Origin of the sequence: Bradyrhizobium sp. WD16 (assembly GCF_024181725.1) — a bacterium.
GTDB lineage: Bacteria > Pseudomonadota > Alphaproteobacteria > Rhizobiales > Xanthobacteraceae > Bradyrhizobium_A.
In genome coordinates this window covers 1,798,123-1,815,892 of the sequence record NZ_CP028908.1, presented here as the reverse complement: position 1 = coordinate 1,815,892, position 17,770 = coordinate 1,798,123, and the positions used below count along the sequence as shown (strand labels likewise).

Sequence of the window (17,770 nt, the reverse complement as noted above, 5' to 3'; positions counted from 1 at the left end):
TGGCGCGGAGATAATGACTGATCACGCCGCGACGGGCGTCCGCTCCGCCCCTCGCGAATCGGTTCACAATACCCCCACGCCGACTCCAGCTGTAAGAGTCCAGATCGTGAACGGGATACGGTTGAGTCAATTTGGCCACGCTGGTTCCCCGCAGCGGCGTCGTGCGTCGGATCGGGCCTGCCCGACGCAAGCGGTCTGGCGCGCTTCGCTTTACGCGGCGCGGCTGTCGCCGCGCAGGGTTTCGGCGAATTGCGGATAGGTTTCGGCGAGTTCCCCGGTGACCCGGCCGCGGAGCAGCGCGAGCGTGGCGGCGTCGGGAGCGGGGGTCTGTGGCACGCTGGCCGGCTCGTCGTATTCGAAGCCGGTCTGGCGCCGGACCTCGGCCGCGGTCACGCCGCGATGGACGGACCGCAGGCTGAAGCGGCGGCGGGCCTTGTCGAAATCGAACAGCGCCAGCGAGGTGAGCAGGGCGTGGGGACCGCCCGAGCGCGTGATGCCGGGCTCGCTGGTCCCTGGCGCGCTGACGTAATCGACCTTGTCGACCAGGACCCGCGGCGAATGCTCCTCGCGAAACAGGATGACCCGCGGCACCACGAAATAAAGAAACGCCGAGCCGAAGCAGCCCGGCCAGCGGACCTCGTTGTTGGGATAGGTGCCGGTGCCGATCAGGTTGATGTTGGCCGCACCGTCGATCTGGCCGCCGCCGAGAAAGAAGGCGTCGACCCGGCCCTGGGCGGCGCAGTCGAACAGTTCGACCCCGCCATTGGTGAAGAAGTTGTGCTCCTGCGAGCCGAGAATCGAGATGCGCACCTGCTCGCGGCCGCGCGCTTCGTTGCGGGCGCGCAGCAGCATGGCGCCGGCGGCGGGAATGGGCGAGGAGGCGCCGACCGCGACATGGCGGATGCCGTCGAGCAGGTCGGCGATGGTCGCGATCAGGAGTTCGCGGCGCGAGTAGTCGGTGGCGGCGGACGACATCTCAGGCGGCCTCGTGCAAGCGCCGGGCGAAGCCGTCCATATAGGCGGCGAAGCCTTCGGCCGTGCGTGCCATGGCGGCGTAGCGCGCGATCTCGGCGGAATCGGCCGGATAGGCGCCCCACAGCCCGATCGGCCAGGCGCCGCGTGGCGCCACCGCGATGCTGGCGACATAGAGCGAAGGCAGCACGCCGGCGGCGGAATCCTCGCCGTGCAGCAGCGACGTGTCGCTGATCCGCTCCACGGTCACCAGCGTCGCCTTGGCGGCATAGGCCATGGTGGCGAGTTCGCGCCGGCGGCCGATGCGGACGTTGCCGAAGCGGTCGGCTTCCGGGGCATGGAAGAGCGCAATGTCGGGCTGGATCGCCGGCACCACCACGATCGGATCGTTGTCGGCGAAAGGATTGTCGATGATCTTCCAGTCGGTGCGGGTCTTGAGCAGATCGCTGCCGATGATGCCGCGGATCGGCATGAAGGGCACGCCCTTCTGCGCCGCGGTGAGGCCGGCATGCACCGCCGGGCAGGTGGCGTCCATCAGCCGCAGGGCGCCGTGGCGCACGGCGTCGACGAAACGCGGCGCGCCGCCGGCTTCGCCGAGAGTGACCGCGCTGCTCTCGAGCGTGCCGACGAGGTTTTCGCCAATCAGCATGTCGCCCTGCATGCCGGTGACCGGAACGCCGACGAGGTGAAGGTTGGCGGGGCGGGCGGCGACGATGGCGGCGGTGGCGGTCATGGCGACGCCGGCATAGTCCGCCGGGACGGCGAGCTTCATGCCGGGGCGCACCTGCGCCGCAAGACGTTCCAGCGAGACGATCTCGCCCATGGCGTTCTCCGTTGCCGCGGACGACTGGCGCGCCCGTTCGGCCGAGGGATGGCATTCGATGCGATCGAGGGCGCGATGATTTCGCCAAGTCGACCAGGGGTCAAGGCGCCGCGGCCGGGAAGGCGCCATGAAAAAACGCCTGCCGTGATCGATCAAAGAAAATCGCACCGGCGGGGCGGCCGGTGCGATCGAGGGCGGCTTGAAAAATCGGTGGCGACCGCCGTCTCTCAGCTCTTCGACTGCTTGGCGATGATCTTGTCCTTGACTGCGTCGTAGGTCTTCTGCGGCAGGATCTTCTTCTGCACCAGTTCGTCCTTGCCCTTGTAGGGTCGGCCCTTGATGATCGCGGCGGAATAGGCCTTGCCGATGCCGGGCAGTGCGTCGAGCTGATCGGCGGTCGCGGTGTTGATGTCGAGCAGCTCGGTCTTGGCTGCGGGCGCCATCTTGGATTCAGCGGGCGCCATCTTGGTGGTTGCGGCAGGCGCCATCTTCGAGGTCGATGGTGTCGTCGGCGCCGGGGTCTGGGCCATCAGCGGCGAGGCGACCATGAGGCCGAGCGCGGTGAATGCTGCAAGCGTGAAATGACGCATTCGAGTTGTCCCTCCTGGAGACCAATTAGGAACGAGCGAATCGAATTGCCCTGAAATTCGCCCGAAGCGATCCGCCATCTGGCGGCGGAGCCAAGCTAGCTGCCGATTTGGGGCGGCGCCATGGCCGGCAAATGAACGCCAGCTAAACGCGCGAAATAATTCGACGGCTCAGCAGCAGGAAAATTCAGCTTCCGGCGCCGAGCGCCTTGACGATCTCGGGCTTGAGCACGGTGCCGACATTGTCCGCGGTGATCGGACCGACCAGCTTGTAGACGATGGTGCCGTCGCGACCGACGATGAAGGTCTCCGGCACGCCATAGACACCCCATTCGATCGCCGCGCGGCCGTTGGCGTCGACGCCGACGGCGTCGAAAGGATTGCCGTAGCGGCCGAGGAAGCGGCGGGCATTGTCGGCCGCGTCCTTGTAGTTGATGCCGACGAATTGCAGGCCGCGGGCGCGCAGGCCGGCGTCCTTGCCGAGTTCGAGCAGCAGCGGCGCCTCGTCATGGCAGGGCACGCACCACGACGCCCAGACGTTGACGATGCTGACCTTGCCCTTGAGACGCGCCGGATCGAGACCGGGCACGGCGCCTCCGTCGCTGGTGAGCTCGGCGAGTGCGGGCAGCGCCGTCGCCGGCGCCGGATGGCCGATCAGCGCCGAGGGAATCCGCGACGGATCGCCGGAGCCGAGGCGAAACCAGAACACCGCGGCGAGCGCGGCGAAAGCGACCAGCGGCAGTGCCACCAGCAGGCTGCGCCGGCGCGGCTCTTGCGATTCGCTCATGGCGCGACCTCTGTTCCGGAGCGGCGGGTGATGCCCTTGGCTTCGAGATCGGCCAGCACCGTCTTCTGACGGCGATAGTCGGCGATCACCCAGATGACCAGGGCGGCGACCACGATGGCGGCCACGGCATAGGAGCTGACGATGAAGGAGGCGTAGGGTCCGAGCACGATGCGCCTCAGGCCGGTTGCCGGCTGGCCTGCAGCATCTGCAGGCTGCGCACCCGCCGGCGCAGGATCTCATTGCGCATGGCGGCGACGTGGAGGGTCACGAACAGCAAGGTGAAGCCGACGGCCATCACCAGCAGCGGAACGAGAAAGGCTCTGTCGAGCGTCGGGCCGCCCATGCGGACCACCGAGGCGCCCTGGTGCAGCGTGTTCCACCAGTTCACGGAGAACTTGATGATCGGCAGGTTGATGGCGCCGACCAGGGTCAGCACCGCAACGGCGCGCGCGGCGCGTGAAGGATCCTCGACCGCGCGCCACAGCGCCATGATACCGAGATACATCAGGAACAGGATCAGCACCGAGGTCAGGCGGGCATCCCATTCCCAATAGGTGCCCCACATCGGCCGGCCCCACAGCGAACCGGTGACCAGCGCCAGGAAGGTAAAGGCCGCGCCAAGCGGCGCCGCGGCCTTGGCGGCGACGTCAGCCAGCGGGTGGCGCCACACCAGCGTGCCGAGCGCGGCGACGCTCATCACCCCCCAGACGAACATCGACAGCCAGGCATTGGGCACGTGGATGAACATGATCTTGACGGTGGCGCCCTGCTGATAATCGTCGGGCGCCTGCGCCGATAGAACGAGGCCGCCGGCGAGAACGATCGCGGTGGCGGCGACGAGCCAGGGCATCAGGCGCCGGGTCAGTGCCAGAAAGCGGGTCGGGTTGGCGAGGTCGATCAGGGCCATGGCGGCGGCCTTATCACAGGAGGACGGGTAATGTCAGTGCGGTCAAACCCGGAGCCGGGGCAGCAGGCCGAGCGCGTTGTCCCGCTCGATGCGGTGCAGATCGGTGGCTCCGAAACCGCAATGGGCCAGATTGGTGACGTGCTCTGCGCCGGTACGGAACGGAAAATCGGTGCCGAACACGATCTGGCTCGGCTGCACCAGCTTGCGTAACGCGCCCATCGCCGCCGGGTTCGAGGCCTGCGCCGTATCATAATAGAATCGCTGCAGCGGTGCGCGGACGCCGTTCGGCAGCATTTTCGCTGCCTGGGGCATGCGCGCCAGGAATTCGAAGCGCTCGATCAGGAAGGGCATGGTGCCGCCGGCATGGGAGAAGATGAACTTGATGTCCGGCCAGCGGTCCGCGGCGCCGGAAAACACCAGGCTGGCGATGGTGCGGGTGGTGTCGGTGCCGAACTCGATGACGTTGTCGGGGATGTAGGGAATGAGGTTGCCGCAGCAGGCGGCGGTGGTCGGATGCACGCAGACCACGGCCTTGCGGCGGTTGAGCTCGTCGAACACCGGCACGAAGACGGCGTCGCCGAGCCATTTGCCCTCATAGCTCGTGAAGACGGCGATGCCGTCCAGCTTCAGCGTGTCGAGCGCATAGGCGATCTCGGCGAGGGTGGCGTCGGCCGCGGGCAGCGGTACCGCGGCAAATGAGCCGAAGCGGCCCTTGTTGTCGCCGATCAGCTTTGCCGCATATTCGTTGCAGGCACGGGCGAGCCTGGCGCTCGAGGTGGCGTCGCCGAGCCACAGGCCCGGCGTCGTGACCGACAGCATCGCGGTCTGCACGCCGGCGGTATCCATGTCGTCGAGGCTCTTGGCGAGCGTCCAGTTGGCGCTCGGCGCTGGCAGCGGCGGCAGTTTGCCGTGGATCGCGCCGACGTAGTCGGGCGGCACCAGATGATGATGCACGTCGATCCGGAACGGTGTCGGCTTCTCCGCTGCAGGGCTCTGTTCCGTCGCGGACTGGCTCGAAGCGATGCCGGGCAGGGCCGCGGTGGCGGCCAGGGTGGCGGTCACGGCGCCGGCCCCCTTGAGCAGGCTGCGGCGGCTGACGCAGCAACGGCAGGCGCTGCCTGCAATGTCCCGTTCGAAAAGCTTCATCGTGGTTACTCTGCCGCTGTGCCGTTTCAGGGAAGGGCTTCTTGGGGGGAAGGGAAAACTTATCGCGATCAGCAATCAGCAGGATAGTCGGGTGTTTTTGCGGCACGCCCGGGCAGGCGTCAATGGCGGCTGCTTCGCCGCCATTGACGTTTCAGTTTCGCTTCAGGATCAATCGAGCCCCTGTCGCAGCGCTGCGGCGGCGGCGAGTGGCCCGACCACAAGTCCCGCCAGCGTCAGCGCCGCCAGGATCGACAATGGCGCCGCGGGAGCGACGCCGTCGGTGACCACCGCGTTGCAGGCGGCGACGCCGAAGATCAGCACCGGAATCGACAGCGGCAGCACCAGCACCGAGAGCAGCAGGCCGCCGCGCCGCAGCGTCACCGCCAGCGCCGCGCCGATCATGCCGGTCAGGGTCAGCGCCGGTGTGCCGATGAGAAGTGTCAGCGCCACCGTCGCGGTGGTCGATCCGTCGAGATTGAGCAGCAGCCCGAGCACCGGGGTCGCCACGATCAGCGGCAGTCCGGCGGCGAGCCAGTGGGCGCAGGCCTTGGCGAGGCAGGCGAGTTCGAGCGAACGGCGGCTCATGACGATGAGGTCGAGGGAGCCGTCCTCGTGATCGGCCGTGAACAGCCGGTCGAGCGTCAGCAGGCTCGCGAGCAGCGCGCCGAGCCACAGGATCGCCGGGCCGAGCCGCTTGAGCAGCGCGAGGTCCGGCCCAACGGCGAATGGCATCAGCACCACCACCGTGAGAAAGAACAGCACGCCGATCAGCGCACCGCCGCCGGCGCGCAGGGCAATGGCGAGGTCGCGGCGGATCAGTGCGATCATGCCTCGCCTCCGATCCGCATCTCGCCTGCGGCGATTCCGAGCGGCAGATGGGTGGCGGCGACGATCAGGCCGCCGGAGGCGAGGTGATCGGCCATCAGCCGCGCCACCAGCGCCTGGCCGTCGACATCGAGCGCCGAGGTCGGCTCGTCGAGCAGCCAGAGCGGGCGGCGGACCGCGATCAGCCGGGCCATCGACAGCCGTCGCTTCTGGCCGGCGGAGAGGTAGGCGGCTGGCAGCGCCGCGGCATGGCCGAGCCCGCAGGCGGCAAGACAGGCGTCGACATCGGTGGCGGTGCCGCCGAGAAAGTCGCGCCAGAACCGCAGATTTTCCGCCACCGTAAGCGCCGGCTTGAGCGCGTCGCGATGGCCGAGATAGTGGGCCTGCTCCGCCACCGTGAGTTCGTCGTCGCCGCCCTCGAGCGCGATGCCGCCTGCGGCGGGGACCAGCAGGCCGGCGACAATTCGCAGCAGCGACGATTTGCCGGCGCCGTTGCGGCCGGTGACGGCGAGGGCCTCGCCGGCGTTCACCGCCACGTCCAGGCCGGCAAAGACCTGGCGCCCGCCGCGTATGCAGGTCAGGCCGACGCCGCTCAACCGCATGATCTCGCCCACGCTCCGCTTTCGGGGCGCCGATTCGCCCCCGGTCCCGCCCACGCGTTAAAGATCACGCACGATCAAAAAGATAGAGGCGGAGCACCCGCGCCCTGCCGGCCTCGCGCGGTGGATCTGACGCTCGTATCAGCATTGGAGCGCGCGCTCTGTACGCGCGTCAGATCCAAAACCGCACTAGAATCATAATGATGCTAGTGTGGCGTCTCGCAATTGCCTACGCCCTTCGCGGCAAGCCCCCTGTAGGCAATTGCGTTGCCGCTCGCTCTCCGGCATTGCTGGCCGCCGGATCCGTGCATTTTCATGCCGTTCCGCGGCGGGCCCCGGGTCAGACTTAGTGCTGTTCCGCGAAGGCCTTGGCGGCCAGTTCAAAACGATTATAAACGCGGCCGAAGTGCTGCGTTTGTGCTCTGCGAGACTTGCCGCCGCGCGCTGCATAGCGGTACTTTAATACTCCCTCTTCGGGGCTCACCGTCCACGCAGGATTTTTCCCTCATGTCGCTCGACAGCTTCAAATGCCGCAAGACCCTCAAGGTCGGCGCCAAGACCTATGTCTATTACAGCCTTCCCACCGCGGAGAAGAATGGTCTGAAGGGCATTTCGCGACTGCCGTTCTCCATGAAGGTGCTGCTGGAGAATCTGCTGCGCAACGAAGATGGCCGCAGCGTCACCAAGGAAGACATCCAGGCGGTGGCGAAGTGGCTGAAGAAGCGCAAACTCGAGCATGAGGTCGCCTTCCGTCCGGCGCGGGTGCTGATGCAGGACTTCACCGGCGTGCCGGCCGTGGTCGATCTCGCGGCGATGCGCAACGCCATGCAGGCGCTTGGCGGGGATGCTGAGAAGATCAACCCGCTGGTGCCGGTCGATCTCGTCATTGATCACTCGGTGATCGTCAATTTCTTCGGCAACAAGCAGGCCTTCGGCAAGAACGTCGCCGAGGAATACAAGCAGAACCAGGAACGCTACGAGTTCCTGAAGTGGGGCCAGAGCGCCTTCTCGAACTTCTCGGTGGTGCCGCCCGGCACCGGCATCTGCCACCAGGTCAATCTCGAATACCTGGCGCAGACGGTGTGGACCAAGAAGCAGAAGATGACCATCGGCCGGAAGACCGGCACCTTCGAGGTCGCCTATCCGGACACCCTGGTCGGCACCGACTCCCACACCACCATGGTCAACGGTCTTGCCGTGCTCGGCTGGGGCGTCGGCGGCATCGAGGCCGAGGCGGCGATGCTCGGCCAGCCGCTGTCGATGCTGTTGCCCGAAGTGATCGGCTTCAAGCTCGTCGGCTCGCTCAACGAAGGCGTCACCGCCACCGACCTCGTGCTCACCGTCACGCAGATGCTCCGCAAAAAGGGCGTGGTCGGCAAATTCGTCGAATTCTTCGGCCCGGGCCTCGATCATCTCTCGGTGGCCGACAAGGCGACCATCGGCAACATGGCGCCGGAATACGGCGCGACCTGCGGTTTCTTCCCGGTGGACGCCGAAACCATCGACTACCTGAAGATCTCCGGTCGCGCCTCGGCGCGGGTGGCGCTGGTGGAGAAATACGCCAAGGCCCAGGGCTTGTTCCGCACGGCCAAGACCGAGGATCCCGTCTTCACCGAGACGCTCACGCTCAATCTCGGCGACGTGGTGCCCTCGATGGCCGGGCCGAAGCGGCCCGAAGGCCGCGTCGCGCTGCCGGCGGTGGCGGAAGGCTTCGCCGCCGCGCTCGCCGCCGAGTACAAGAAGGGTGATGACGCCGACCATCGCTATGCGGTGGACGGCCGCAACTTCGATATCGGCCACGGCGACGTTGTGATCGCCGCGATCACCTCCTGCACCAACACCTCCAATCCGAGCGTGCTGATCGGCGCCGGCCTGCTGGCGCGCAACGCCGCGGCCAAGGGCCTCACCGCCAAGCCGTGGGTGAAGACCTCGCTCGCGCCGGGCAGCCAGGTGGTCGCCGAATATCTCGCCAATTCGGGCCTGCAGAAGGATCTCGACAAGGTCGGCTTCAACCTCGTCGGCTTCGGCTGCACCACCTGCATCGGCAATTCCGGCCCGCTGCCGGAAGAGATCTCGAAGACCATCAACGACAACGGCATCGTCGCCGCGGCGGTGCTGTCGGGCAACCGCAATTTCGAAGGCCGCGTCTCACCCGACGTGCAGGCGAACTATCTCGCCTCGCCGCCGCTGGTGGTGGCCCATGCGCTGGCCGGCACGGTCACCAAGGACCTGTCGAAGGAGCCGATCGGCACCGGCAAGGACGGCAAGCCGGTCTACCTCAAGGACATCTGGCCGACCACCAAGGAGATCAACGCCTTCATCAAGAAGTTCGTGACCTCGAAGATCTTCAAGCAGCGCTATGCCGACGTCTTCAAGGGCGACACCAACTGGCGCAAGATCAAGACCACGGCCAGCGAGACCTATCGCTGGAACATGAGCTCGACCTATGTGCAGAACCCGCCCTACTTCGAGGGCATGAAGAAGGAGCCGGAGGCGATCACCGACATCGTCGATGCGCGCGTCCTGGCGATCTTCGGCGACAAGATCACCACCGACCACATCTCGCCCGCCGGTTCGATCAAATTGACCTCGCCTGCCGGCAAGTATCTGTCGGAGCATCAGGTGCGGCCGGCCGACTTCAACCAGTACGGCACCCGGCGCGGCAATCACGAGGTGATGATGCGCGGCACCTTCGCCAACATCCGCATCAAGAACCAGATGCTCAAGGATGCGGGCGGCAACGTGCCCGAGGGCGGCCTCACCAAGCACTGGCCCGACGGCGAGCAGATGACGATCTACGACGCCGCCATGAAGTATCAGGAGGAGAAGGTGCCGCTGGTGGTGTTCGCCGGCGCTGAATACGGCAATGGCTCGTCGCGTGACTGGGCCGCCAAGGGCACCCGTCTGCTCGGCGTCCGCGCCGTGATCTGCCAGAGCTTCGAGCGCATCCACCGTTCCAACCTTGTCGGCATGGGCGTGCTGCCGCTGACCTTCGAGGAGGGAACGAGCTGCCAGTCGCTGGGCTTGAAGGGCGACGAGCAGGTCACCATCCGTGGCCTTCAGGGCGACCTCAAGCCGCGCCAGATGCTCTCGGCCGAGATCGTCTCCAGTGACGGTTCGCTCAAGCGGGTGCCGCTGTTGTGCCGGATCGATACCCTCGACGAACTCGAATACTTCCGCAACGGCGGCATCCTGCAATACGTCATCCGCCAGCTGGCGGCCTGACGCTTCGGGACCAGGCCTCACTGCGAAGTGAGTGGCAGGTGAACGGAAGGCGGCCTAAGACAGGCCGCCTTCGCGCATCAGGGCAGGTTTCCACGGAGAGGGCGCGTGCCGCGTCAGCAGTTCGGATGATCGTTGGCGTGACGGAGCATCGCCCCCAGCGCTGGGTGACAGCGGCCGCAGCCTGTCTGCTGCTGGCGCTGACCACCCGGGCGTTGGCCGATCCGCGCGCTGTGGTCGAACTGTTCACCTCCCAGGGCTGTTCGTCCTGCCCCGCCGCCGACAAGGTCCTTGGCGATCTCGCCAAGGATCCGTCGATCATCGCGCTCAGCCTGCCAATCGATTACTGGGATTATCTCGGCTGGAAGGACACCCTCGCCGACTCCCGCTTCTCGGCGCGGCAGCGCGCCTATTCGCGCATGCGGGGCGACCGCGAGGTCTACACGCCCCAGGTCGTGGTGAACGGCGCGATGCATGTGCTCGGCAGCGATCTGGCCGGCATTGAGGCCGCCGCATTGCGCACGCGCAGCGACGGCGAAGTGATGTCGGTCCCGGTCACCGTCCGCCAGTCCGATCGTCAGCTCAACGTCTCGGTAGCCGCTGGACATGGCCGGACCGGTCACGGCGAGGTTTGGGTCTGTGCGGTAGCGCGCGCAGTGCCGATCCTGATTGGCCGCGGCGAAAATCGCGGCCGCGAAGTGACCTATCACAACGTCGTGCGCAGCTGGCTCAAGGTCGGCGACTGGACGGGCACGCCCGGCACCTGGTCGGTGCCGCTGGAGAACATCAAGGCCGCCGGCGTCGATGCCGCAGTGGTCTATGTTCAGGACGGCAGCCGCGACAATCCGGGGCCGATGCTCGGCGCCGCCTTCACCACGCTGCACTGAGCCCGCGTCAGAGATCGCGAACTCCCTTCGTTCGTTGCGCGCGCTCGACCGTCACTGCTGCGCCTTGAAGACGAGATCGCGGTCCGCCGGCCATTTCAGGCGATAGGCAAGACGAATCTCCTTCTGTTCGCCGGGCGCGTAATCGTAGGTCCACGCCATCACCCCCCGCCGGTCGGCGACGCTCTTGTCGGTGGGCACCGTCGTCGCCGGCAATTGCTCCACCGTGATCGATGCGTGTTCCGACACCGGCAGGGAATCAAACACGGTGATACGCAGCGGCGTCGCATGCAGGTTGCGGATCACCGTCTTGAATTCGCGCTGGTCGGTGCGGGTGTTGTTGACCCAGCTGCCGTCGGCCTCGCGCTTCTTCACAGTGACGCGGCTGACCTTGACCTTGTCGTCGGCGCCGAAACCGAGTTCGACGCGATCGCCAGGCGCGATCAGCTTCAACCGGCCGCGGCCGACATAGGTGCCGTCGCGCGTCAGCGTCACTTCACCCGGCAGCAGCGGCGCGTCCTCGTCGTTGACGAAGGCGGCTTCGATATAGGCGGTCTCGTCCGCGGCTGGCACGGTCTTGACTGCGAGAGTGGGCTCGCTGCTGCGGGACGACAGCGCGACGGCCTTGGCGGTGCCGTCCTGGGCGACGCTGACCTTGCCCGGCACCTTGAAGCTCGCCTGGAAAGTGCCGGCCTCGAGTTCGGCGACCTGTTCGATCGCCTGGGCGGCCTTGGCCGCGGGCGGCGGGCCGCCGCCGTCGTACTGGCGCTCCGACATTGCCGCGGCCGGCGCGCGCGCCAGCGGCGCCGGGCGGGGCACTTCGATCGGTTCATAGAGATTGACGAGAAGCGGCTGGGGATCAGGCGCGGCGGTGCCGCGGCTGGCGCGCACCGTGGAGACCGACAGGGCGACGTCGCTCCAGTCCTCGCCGGTGCGCTGGGTGATGCGGGCGCGGCGCACGAAGGTCAGCGAGGGCTTGGCGTCCTTCGAACCGGTGTCGAGACGGGCGTCGTAGAGCGGCTGCCAGCTCGCGCCGATCACCCGATAGGTGATGTGCAGGTCGCCGGTGGTGGCGGCCGCCGCCTCCACCGCGATGACGAGGTCGCGCAGCGGCGCGCCTGGCCGCGGCGCCCGGCCACGCGCCTGTTCCAGCGCCCCGATTTTGCGATCGATCTCGGCGATCTCGTGAGTCCGCTCTGCGAGCGCCTTGCCGACCTCGGCGAGGGCATCACCGATCTTGTCCCAGACGCCCTGCCACTGCTCGAGGGGAAGCGGCGCCGTGCCCGGGCCGAGTTTTTCAGGGCTCGCCTGGGCGAAGGTGGTGATCGAGGCCTTCTTGGCTTCGAGCGCCTGCAGCCGAACCTGAATGCCGTCGCGCTCGGCCTGAAGGGCCTTCAGCTGCTTCTCCAGCTCCGGATTGGCGGCGGCATCGGGATCGGCCGGTACGGTCCGCAGATCGACGGCGCCGATGGTCAGGGCGGATTGGGCGGCGCCTTCCACCCGGATCGAGTTCGGATCGATGGCGGAGGCGAGGCCGCGGAGGACGATGGCGCTGGCCCCTGCCGGCAGATCGACATGGGCAATGCGGCCGACGCTCGCGCCGTCGGGGTAAACCGTGACGGTGTCGATGCGGGACGTTGCCGCGACGTCACCGGCGAATGCCGGACATGCGGCCATCAATGCCGACCCGAGAATCACTACGGAACCCGTTGATCGCTTCATCATCTACTCCCTGGCCGCGTTAGCGGGCAGGAGAGTAGGTTCCACATTGCGGCGGCTGAAGGGCCCAGGTTCCGCATCGCAACCGAATTGGGACGTTTGGTCGCGGTGTCGAGGGCAAAGAAGGAAAAATACGACCGAAAAAAGTAAAGGCCGACTTGCGTCGGCCTGAAGTATCGTCACGTCTTCCTGCGTCAGGCCCGGTCCCGACTGCCCCGGGGGGCTGGGGGCTGAGGAATCCGGTGCCGAAGGGACCGGGCCAACGCAGTAGCTTCTTATCCCCAGTGAGGGCGGCGCGGGCTTGGCCGAATTTGGGCTCTTTCATGATTTCCCTGACGTGTTCGTGAATCGGACAGGCGATTCGTATCGACATGCCGCAGCGATGAGCGGTGGTGTTTCCGAAGATTTCCGGCGTCGATCAGGCTTGCGCCGGACAGGCCGTGGACCGATCATGTCGTGCCGATGACAGGAGGCGCCAGATGGAGGTGATTTCGGGAGATCTTGAGCCCGGAGAGATTCGCGGGCCGGAGCGCGCGTCGCCGCCGGCCAGCCGTGTCACCTTCAACCGCTTCGAGCTCAACCGCATCCTCAACCTGTATGGCCGTATGGTGGCCGAGGGCGAATGGCGCGACTACGCCATCGACTTCCTCAAGGATCGTGCGGTGTTCTCGATTTTCCGGCGGGCTTCGGAAGTGCCAATTTACCGTATCGAGAAGGCCCCCAAGCTGGCGCGCAAGCAGGGCGCCTATAGCGTCATCACCGCCGGCGGGCACATCCTGCGCCGCGGCCATGATCTCGACCGTGTGCTGCTTGTGATCGACCGCAAGCTGTCGGTGGTTTAAGGCTGCATTCAGCCAGCGGATAACTCTTCGGGCACCGAGTTGCCGCCGTCGCCGAGTTCGCGCTGCATCAGCACCGAATCCAGCCAGCGGCCGAACTTGAAGCCGGCGGCGTAAAAGGTGCCGGTCATGGCGAAGCCGGCGCGGGTGTGCAGGCCGATCGAACCGGCATTGGCGGAGTCTCCGATCACCGCGATCATCTGGCGAAAGCCGCGGGTGGTTGCCTCGTCGACCAGGCGAGTCAGCAGCTTCGAGCCGATGCCGCGCCGCTGCGCCCACGGCGCCAGATAGATCGAATCCTCCACGGTGAAACGGTAGGCCGGCCGAGCCCGATAGGAGCCGGCATAGGCATAGCCGGCAATCGCGCCATTCGAGACCGCGACGAAATAAGGGAACCCGCCGCGCATCAGGACATCGAATCGGGCCGTCATCTCGGCGAGATCCGGCGGGTCGAGCTCGAAGGTCGCCGTGCCGGTGCGGACAGCTTCGCCATAAACGGCGGTGATGGCGGGGAGGTCGGCAGGGGTCGTAGGACGGATGTCCACGGAGAAGGGCGGCTCGATCATGGTTCCGCAAGTTTAGAGCGGGCGGTCCTCAAATGTCACCTTGTAATTCGGTTTGCCGCGACTGGCGTCAACTGCGGGACGCGGCGCCCCGCGTGAGCGGGCGAGGGGAACAAGGCCGCTCAACGAAAAAGCCCCGGCTGAAAGCCGGGGCTTGATCGATCGGCGATGCCGTCAGCTTCAGTCGCGCTGCCCGAGCAGCTGCAGCAGCAGCGTGAACAGGTTGATGAAGTTCAGGTAGAGCGACAGCGCTCCGGTGATCGCTGCCCGCTCCGCCGCGTCGCCGCCGGCGCGGGCATAACCGTAGATGTACTCATTCTTCAGGCGCTGGGTGTCCCAGGCGGTCAGGCCGGCGAACACCAGCACGCCCGCGACCGAGACCACGAACTGCAGCGCCGTCGAGGCAACGAACAGATTCACCAGGCTCGCGATGATGATGCCGAACAGGCCCATCAGCAGGAACGAGCCCATGCCGGTCATGTCACGCTTGGTGGTGTAGCCGAACAGGCTCAGCGCGCCGAAGGAGGCTGCGGTGATGAAGAACACCCGCACGATCGAGCTGTGCGTGTACACCAGGAAGATCGACGACAGCGAAATGCCCATCAGCGCCGAGAAGGCCCAGAACAGCATCTGCGCGGTCGCGGGCCGCAGCCGCTGCACGCCGAAGGAGATCACGAACACCATGACCAGCGGCGCCAGGATGAAGAGCCACTTCAGCGGGCTGACGAACATCGCCACGCCGAATGGCGTCAGGTAGGCGTTGCCGATCCGTGCGGCGGCGGCGCCGGCGTCGGTGGTGACGGCGGCCATGTAGACGCCCAGCGCGGCGAACCCGGTGATCGCCAGGCCGATCGTCATGTAATTGTAGATCTTCAGCATGTAGGCGCGCAGTCCGGCGTCTACAGCCGCGGTGTCCACACGCCCGGCGACCCGGCCGAACGGCGAGGAGTAATTGCGGTCCAAGTCCGACATGGTCGAAACCTCGTTGTTGTCCGGCACCTGATTTGGGCAAGGCCGGCGTGAAAACTATCCCTTATGCATCGTCGGCGGCGTTAAATTTGCGTAAGCAATGTGCAAATCGGGCCGCCAGGATGGCATCTGGCTCACTTGATATGTGGGAAACTACCACATCCGCCGCAACCGTCCACGCGCGGCCGAATGTCGCTAGTGTCCCGGTTCTAACGTTCGCATTCCCTTGCAGCGAGCCTAAAGCTGCGACAAAACCGCCTTCCGCACATCCTTCGTTAACTGCGCGCGAAGATCGCAAAGCTTACACCAAGCTTACGCCTCGGTTCCCCTTACAGGTTGCGCAACACCGCCGCCGGTTTCTGATTCAGGGCAATCAGGGTGCCGACCAGTCCGAGGCCGACGGTGACCACGAGCGCGGCAAACGCCACGGCGGCGGCGCTGGGGCCCTGCCAGACGAACCCCAGTGTCATCAGCCGGGTGACGATCAGCCAGGCCGCGACGCTGCCTGCGGCGATACCGAAAGCCGCGGTGGCAAGACCGATCAGCAGGTATTCGAGGGCATAGCCGCCGATCAGCCGCAGCCGCGTCGCCCCGAGCGTCTTGAGGATGACGGCGTCGTAGACCCGGTGGCGGTGGCCGGCCGCCAGCGCTCCGGCCAGCACCAGGATGGCCGCGACCAGAGTGATGGCGCTGGCGCCGCGCATTGCCAGCACGAGGTTCTCCACCAGCGCGCCGACGGTCTTGAGCGCTTCGCGCACCCGGATGCTGGTGACCATGGGAAAACGGGTGGCGACGGCGCGTACCACCGCGGCGTCGGTTGCGGCGTTCGGGTGCTCCTCGGTCAGCGTTGCGAGATGGGTGTGGGGCGCGCCGGCGAAAGTCTTCGGCGTGAAGACCAGCACGAAGTTGATGCCGAGACTCTGCCAATCGACGCTGCGCAGGTTGGCGACGGTGGCGGTGATGTCGCGGCCGAGCACGTTGACCGTGACGGTGTCGCCGAGCTTCAGCCCGAGGCCGTCGGCCACCTTCTTCTCCATGGAGACCAGCGGCGGCCCGTCATCGTCGCGGCTCCACCATTGTCCTTCCACCACCGTCGACCCTTTCGGCACGTCATACGCATAGGTAATGCCTCGGTCGCCCTGCAGGGCCCATTCGGCGCTGCTCGACGGCTTGATGTCCTCGGCGCGGACGCCGTGCGCCGCCGTGATCCGGCCACGCAGCATCGGCACCCGCTCCACGTGCCCGTCGGGCACCGCGGCCTGGACGAAGGCGGCGAAGCGGTCGGCCTCCTTTGCCGGGATGTCGAGGAAGAAGAACGATGGCGCCTTGTCCGGCAGCGCCGCCAGGAACTGGCGGCGCAGGTTGCCGTCGATCTGGGTAATGGTGACCAGCACCGACAGCCCGAGACCCAGCGACAGCACCACCGTCGGGGTCAGCGCCCCGGGACGGTAGATGTTGCCGACGGCGAGCCGCAGCATGGTGCCGCGCGGTCGCGGCAGGGCGCGCGCCAGCGCCATTACCGCGGCGGCGACGATGCGCAGCAGGGCGAAAACGACGACGGCGGCGGCGACGAAGATCGCCGCGATCAGCCGGTCATAAGCGAGCCCGATCACCACCGCGACGAGCAGGGCGACGACGGCCGCGGTCAGCACAAGATAACGGCGCCGCGGCCAGTAGCCCGCTCGGTCGGCATCGATCGCATCCCGGAACAGGCTCGCCACCGGGATGTCGTGCACGCGTCCGAGTGGCCACAGGCCAAAAGCCAATGCCGTCAGCAGGCCGTAGAGCAGCGCCAGCAGCAGCGCCGTGGGGTGCAGCGCCGGCACGACGGGCAGCGGCAGAAGCGATCCGAACAGCGCGACCAGAACGAATGGGAGCGCCGCGCCAAGCAGCAGCCCGATGGCCGCGCCGACGGCGGCGAGCAGCAGCACCTGGACAAGGTAGATGGTGAAGACCTCGCGTCCGGTGGCGCCCAGGCTCTTGAGCGTCGCCACGGCCTCGCGCCGGCCGTCGATATGGCTCTTCACCGCATTGGCGACGCCGACGCCGCCGACCAGCAGCGCGGCGAGACCGACCAGAGTGAGGAATTGGGTGAAGCGCGTGATGCTGCGCTCCAGTTGCGGCGAGGCGTTGCTCCGGCTGCGGATCTCCCAGCCGGCTTCGGGCAGTTGTGCCCGGGCCGCGTCGATCACTGCCGCTTCGGCGCGGTCGTCGCTCTGCGCGTCCGGCAGCCGCAGCCGATAGGTCCAGCGCACCAGGCTGCCGGGCTGAAGCAGTCCCGTTGCCCGCAGCGCGTCCTGGCTGATCAGAAGTCGCGGGCCGAAGCCGACGCCGCCCGCGAGCCGGTCGGGCTCGGTTTCGAGGGCCGCCTTGATGACGAGCGATGTGGCGCCCATGCTGATGCGGTCGCCGACCTTGAGATCGAGCCGTGAGAGCAGAACCGGGTCGGCTACGGCACCGAAGGCGCCGTCATGGGCTGCGAGCGCGGCGGCAATCGGCTGATCGGGCGCGAGGACGACCTTGCCGAGCAGCGGATAGCGGTCGTCCACCGCCTTGGCTTCCACCAGGGCGAATTCGCCGCTCGGCCCCTTCACCATGGCGCGCAGGGTCGCCGCCGCCGATACCGCGCCGTGGGCGTCGAGAAAGGCGCGCTCGGCTTCGTTTGCCTCACGCTGGATCAGGGCGAAGGCGATGTCGCCGCCGAGCAGCGTGCGGCCTTCGCGGGAGAGGCCGTCATGCAGGCTCGCCGCCACCGAGCCGACGCCGGCAATGGCCATCACGCCGAGCGCGATGCAGGCGATGAACACGTAGAAGCCCGAAAGCCCGCCACGCAATTCACGCATGGCATAGCGTAGCGAAAGGCCGCCCAGTCGCTTGTCCGGCGCGGTGCGCGACGGCTTTGCGCCATCGAGGGCAATACTCATGGAA

General features: G+C 66.9%; 16 protein-coding genes. 3 read left to right on the top strand and 13 right to left on the bottom strand.

Translation table 11 applies throughout. The features are described from left to right. Nucleotides 1-210 precede the first annotated feature (210 nt). From DB459_RS08390 to ccmA, 9 genes are all read right to left on the bottom strand, one after another. Nucleotides 211-975, bottom strand: a complete 765-nt coding sequence (locus DB459_RS08390; protein WP_253712416.1) for a CoA-transferase — start codon at nt 973-975, stop codon at nt 211-213. Between the two features lies 1 nt (nt 976). Further along, on the bottom strand, nt 977-1,795 hold the full coding sequence (locus tag DB459_RS08385) for a CoA transferase subunit A (protein WP_253713476.1): 819 nt from the start codon (nt 1,793-1,795) through the stop codon (nt 977-979). A 227-nt stretch (nt 1,796-2,022) separates the two neighbouring features. Then, complete coding sequence (locus tag DB459_RS08380) at nt 2,023-2,385, bottom strand: helix-hairpin-helix domain-containing protein (RefSeq protein WP_253712415.1); 363 nt, start codon at nt 2,383-2,385, stop codon at nt 2,023-2,025. Nucleotides 2,386-2,569: 184 nt separating this feature from the next. Beyond that, nucleotides 2,570-3,169, bottom strand: coding sequence for a DsbE family thiol:disulfide interchange protein (locus tag DB459_RS08375; protein ID WP_253712414.1), 600 nt, complete (start codon nt 3,167-3,169; stop codon nt 2,570-2,572). Further along, nucleotides 3,166-3,339: a heme exporter protein CcmD gene (gene ccmD / locus DB459_RS08370; protein ID WP_253713475.1), complete on the bottom strand. Its 174-nt coding sequence runs from the start codon at nt 3,337-3,339 to the stop codon at nt 3,166-3,168. Before ccmD ends, DB459_RS08375 begins: the two co-directional genes overlap by 4 nt. 5 nt (nt 3,340-3,344) lie before the next feature. After that, nucleotides 3,345-4,076: a heme ABC transporter permease gene (locus DB459_RS08365; RefSeq protein ID WP_253712413.1), complete on the bottom strand. Its 732-nt coding sequence runs from the start codon at nt 4,074-4,076 to the stop codon at nt 3,345-3,347. 42 nt (nt 4,077-4,118) lie between these two features. After that, nucleotides 4,119-5,222, bottom strand: a complete 1,104-nt coding sequence (locus tag DB459_RS08360) for an amidohydrolase family protein (protein ID WP_253712412.1) — start codon at nt 5,220-5,222, stop codon at nt 4,119-4,121. Between the two features lie 168 nt (nt 5,223-5,390). Next, entirely contained in the window at nt 5,391-6,050 is a 660-nt protein-coding gene (gene ccmB / locus DB459_RS08355) for a heme exporter protein CcmB (RefSeq protein WP_253712411.1), read from the bottom strand. Beyond that, entirely contained in the window at nt 6,047-6,649 is a 603-nt protein-coding gene (gene ccmA / locus DB459_RS08350; protein ID WP_253713474.1) for a heme ABC exporter ATP-binding protein CcmA, read from the bottom strand. The genes ccmB and ccmA overlap by 4 nt, the downstream gene beginning before the upstream one ends. Nucleotides 6,650-7,153: 504 nt before the next feature. On the opposite strand from ccmA, the gene acnA reads away from it, so the two are divergent. Then, the gene (gene acnA, locus DB459_RS08345; protein WP_253712410.1) at nt 7,154-9,871 is read left to right on the top strand and encodes an aconitate hydratase AcnA; all 2,718 of its coding nucleotides are present in this window, start codon (nt 7,154-7,156) and stop codon (nt 9,869-9,871) included. A 128-nt stretch (nt 9,872-9,999) separates the two neighbouring features. Further along, nucleotides 10,000-10,755 carry a DUF1223 domain-containing protein gene (locus DB459_RS08340; RefSeq protein ID WP_371926966.1) on the top strand — a complete coding sequence of 252 codons (756 nt, stop codon included), beginning with the start codon at nt 10,000-10,002 and terminating at the stop codon, nt 10,753-10,755. A 51-nt stretch (nt 10,756-10,806) separates the two neighbouring features. Here the strand turns inward: DB459_RS08340 and DB459_RS08335 are convergent, their stop codons facing one another. Beyond that, the gene (locus DB459_RS08335) at nt 10,807-12,429 is read right to left on the bottom strand and encodes a mucoidy inhibitor MuiA family protein (RefSeq protein ID WP_253712409.1); all 1,623 of its coding nucleotides are present in this window, start codon (nt 12,427-12,429) and stop codon (nt 10,807-10,809) included. 521 nt (nt 12,430-12,950) lie between these two features. On the opposite strand from DB459_RS08335, the gene DB459_RS08330 reads away from it, so the two are divergent. Next, nucleotides 12,951-13,313 (top strand): DUF2794 domain-containing protein, encoded by a 363-nt coding sequence (locus DB459_RS08330; RefSeq protein ID WP_253712408.1) that lies wholly within the window; start codon nt 12,951-12,953, stop codon nt 13,311-13,313. A gap of 8 nt (nt 13,314-13,321) precedes the next feature. On the opposite strand, the gene DB459_RS08325 is transcribed toward DB459_RS08330, so the two are convergent. From DB459_RS08325 to DB459_RS08315, 3 genes are all read right to left on the bottom strand, one after another. After that, nucleotides 13,322-13,876 carry a GNAT family N-acetyltransferase gene (locus DB459_RS08325; RefSeq protein ID WP_253712407.1) on the bottom strand — a complete coding sequence of 185 codons (555 nt, stop codon included), beginning with the start codon at nt 13,874-13,876 and terminating at the stop codon, nt 13,322-13,324. Nucleotides 13,877-14,053: 177 nt separating this feature from the next. Further along, entirely contained in the window at nt 14,054-14,845 is a 792-nt protein-coding gene (locus DB459_RS08320) for a Bax inhibitor-1/YccA family protein (RefSeq protein ID WP_253712406.1), read from the bottom strand. 326 nt (nt 14,846-15,171) lie between these two features. After that, nucleotides 15,172-17,766 carry an ABC transporter permease gene (locus DB459_RS08315; RefSeq protein ID WP_253712405.1) on the bottom strand — a complete coding sequence of 865 codons (2,595 nt, stop codon included), beginning with the start codon at nt 17,764-17,766 and terminating at the stop codon, nt 15,172-15,174. Nucleotides 17,767-17,770 lie beyond the last annotated feature (4 nt).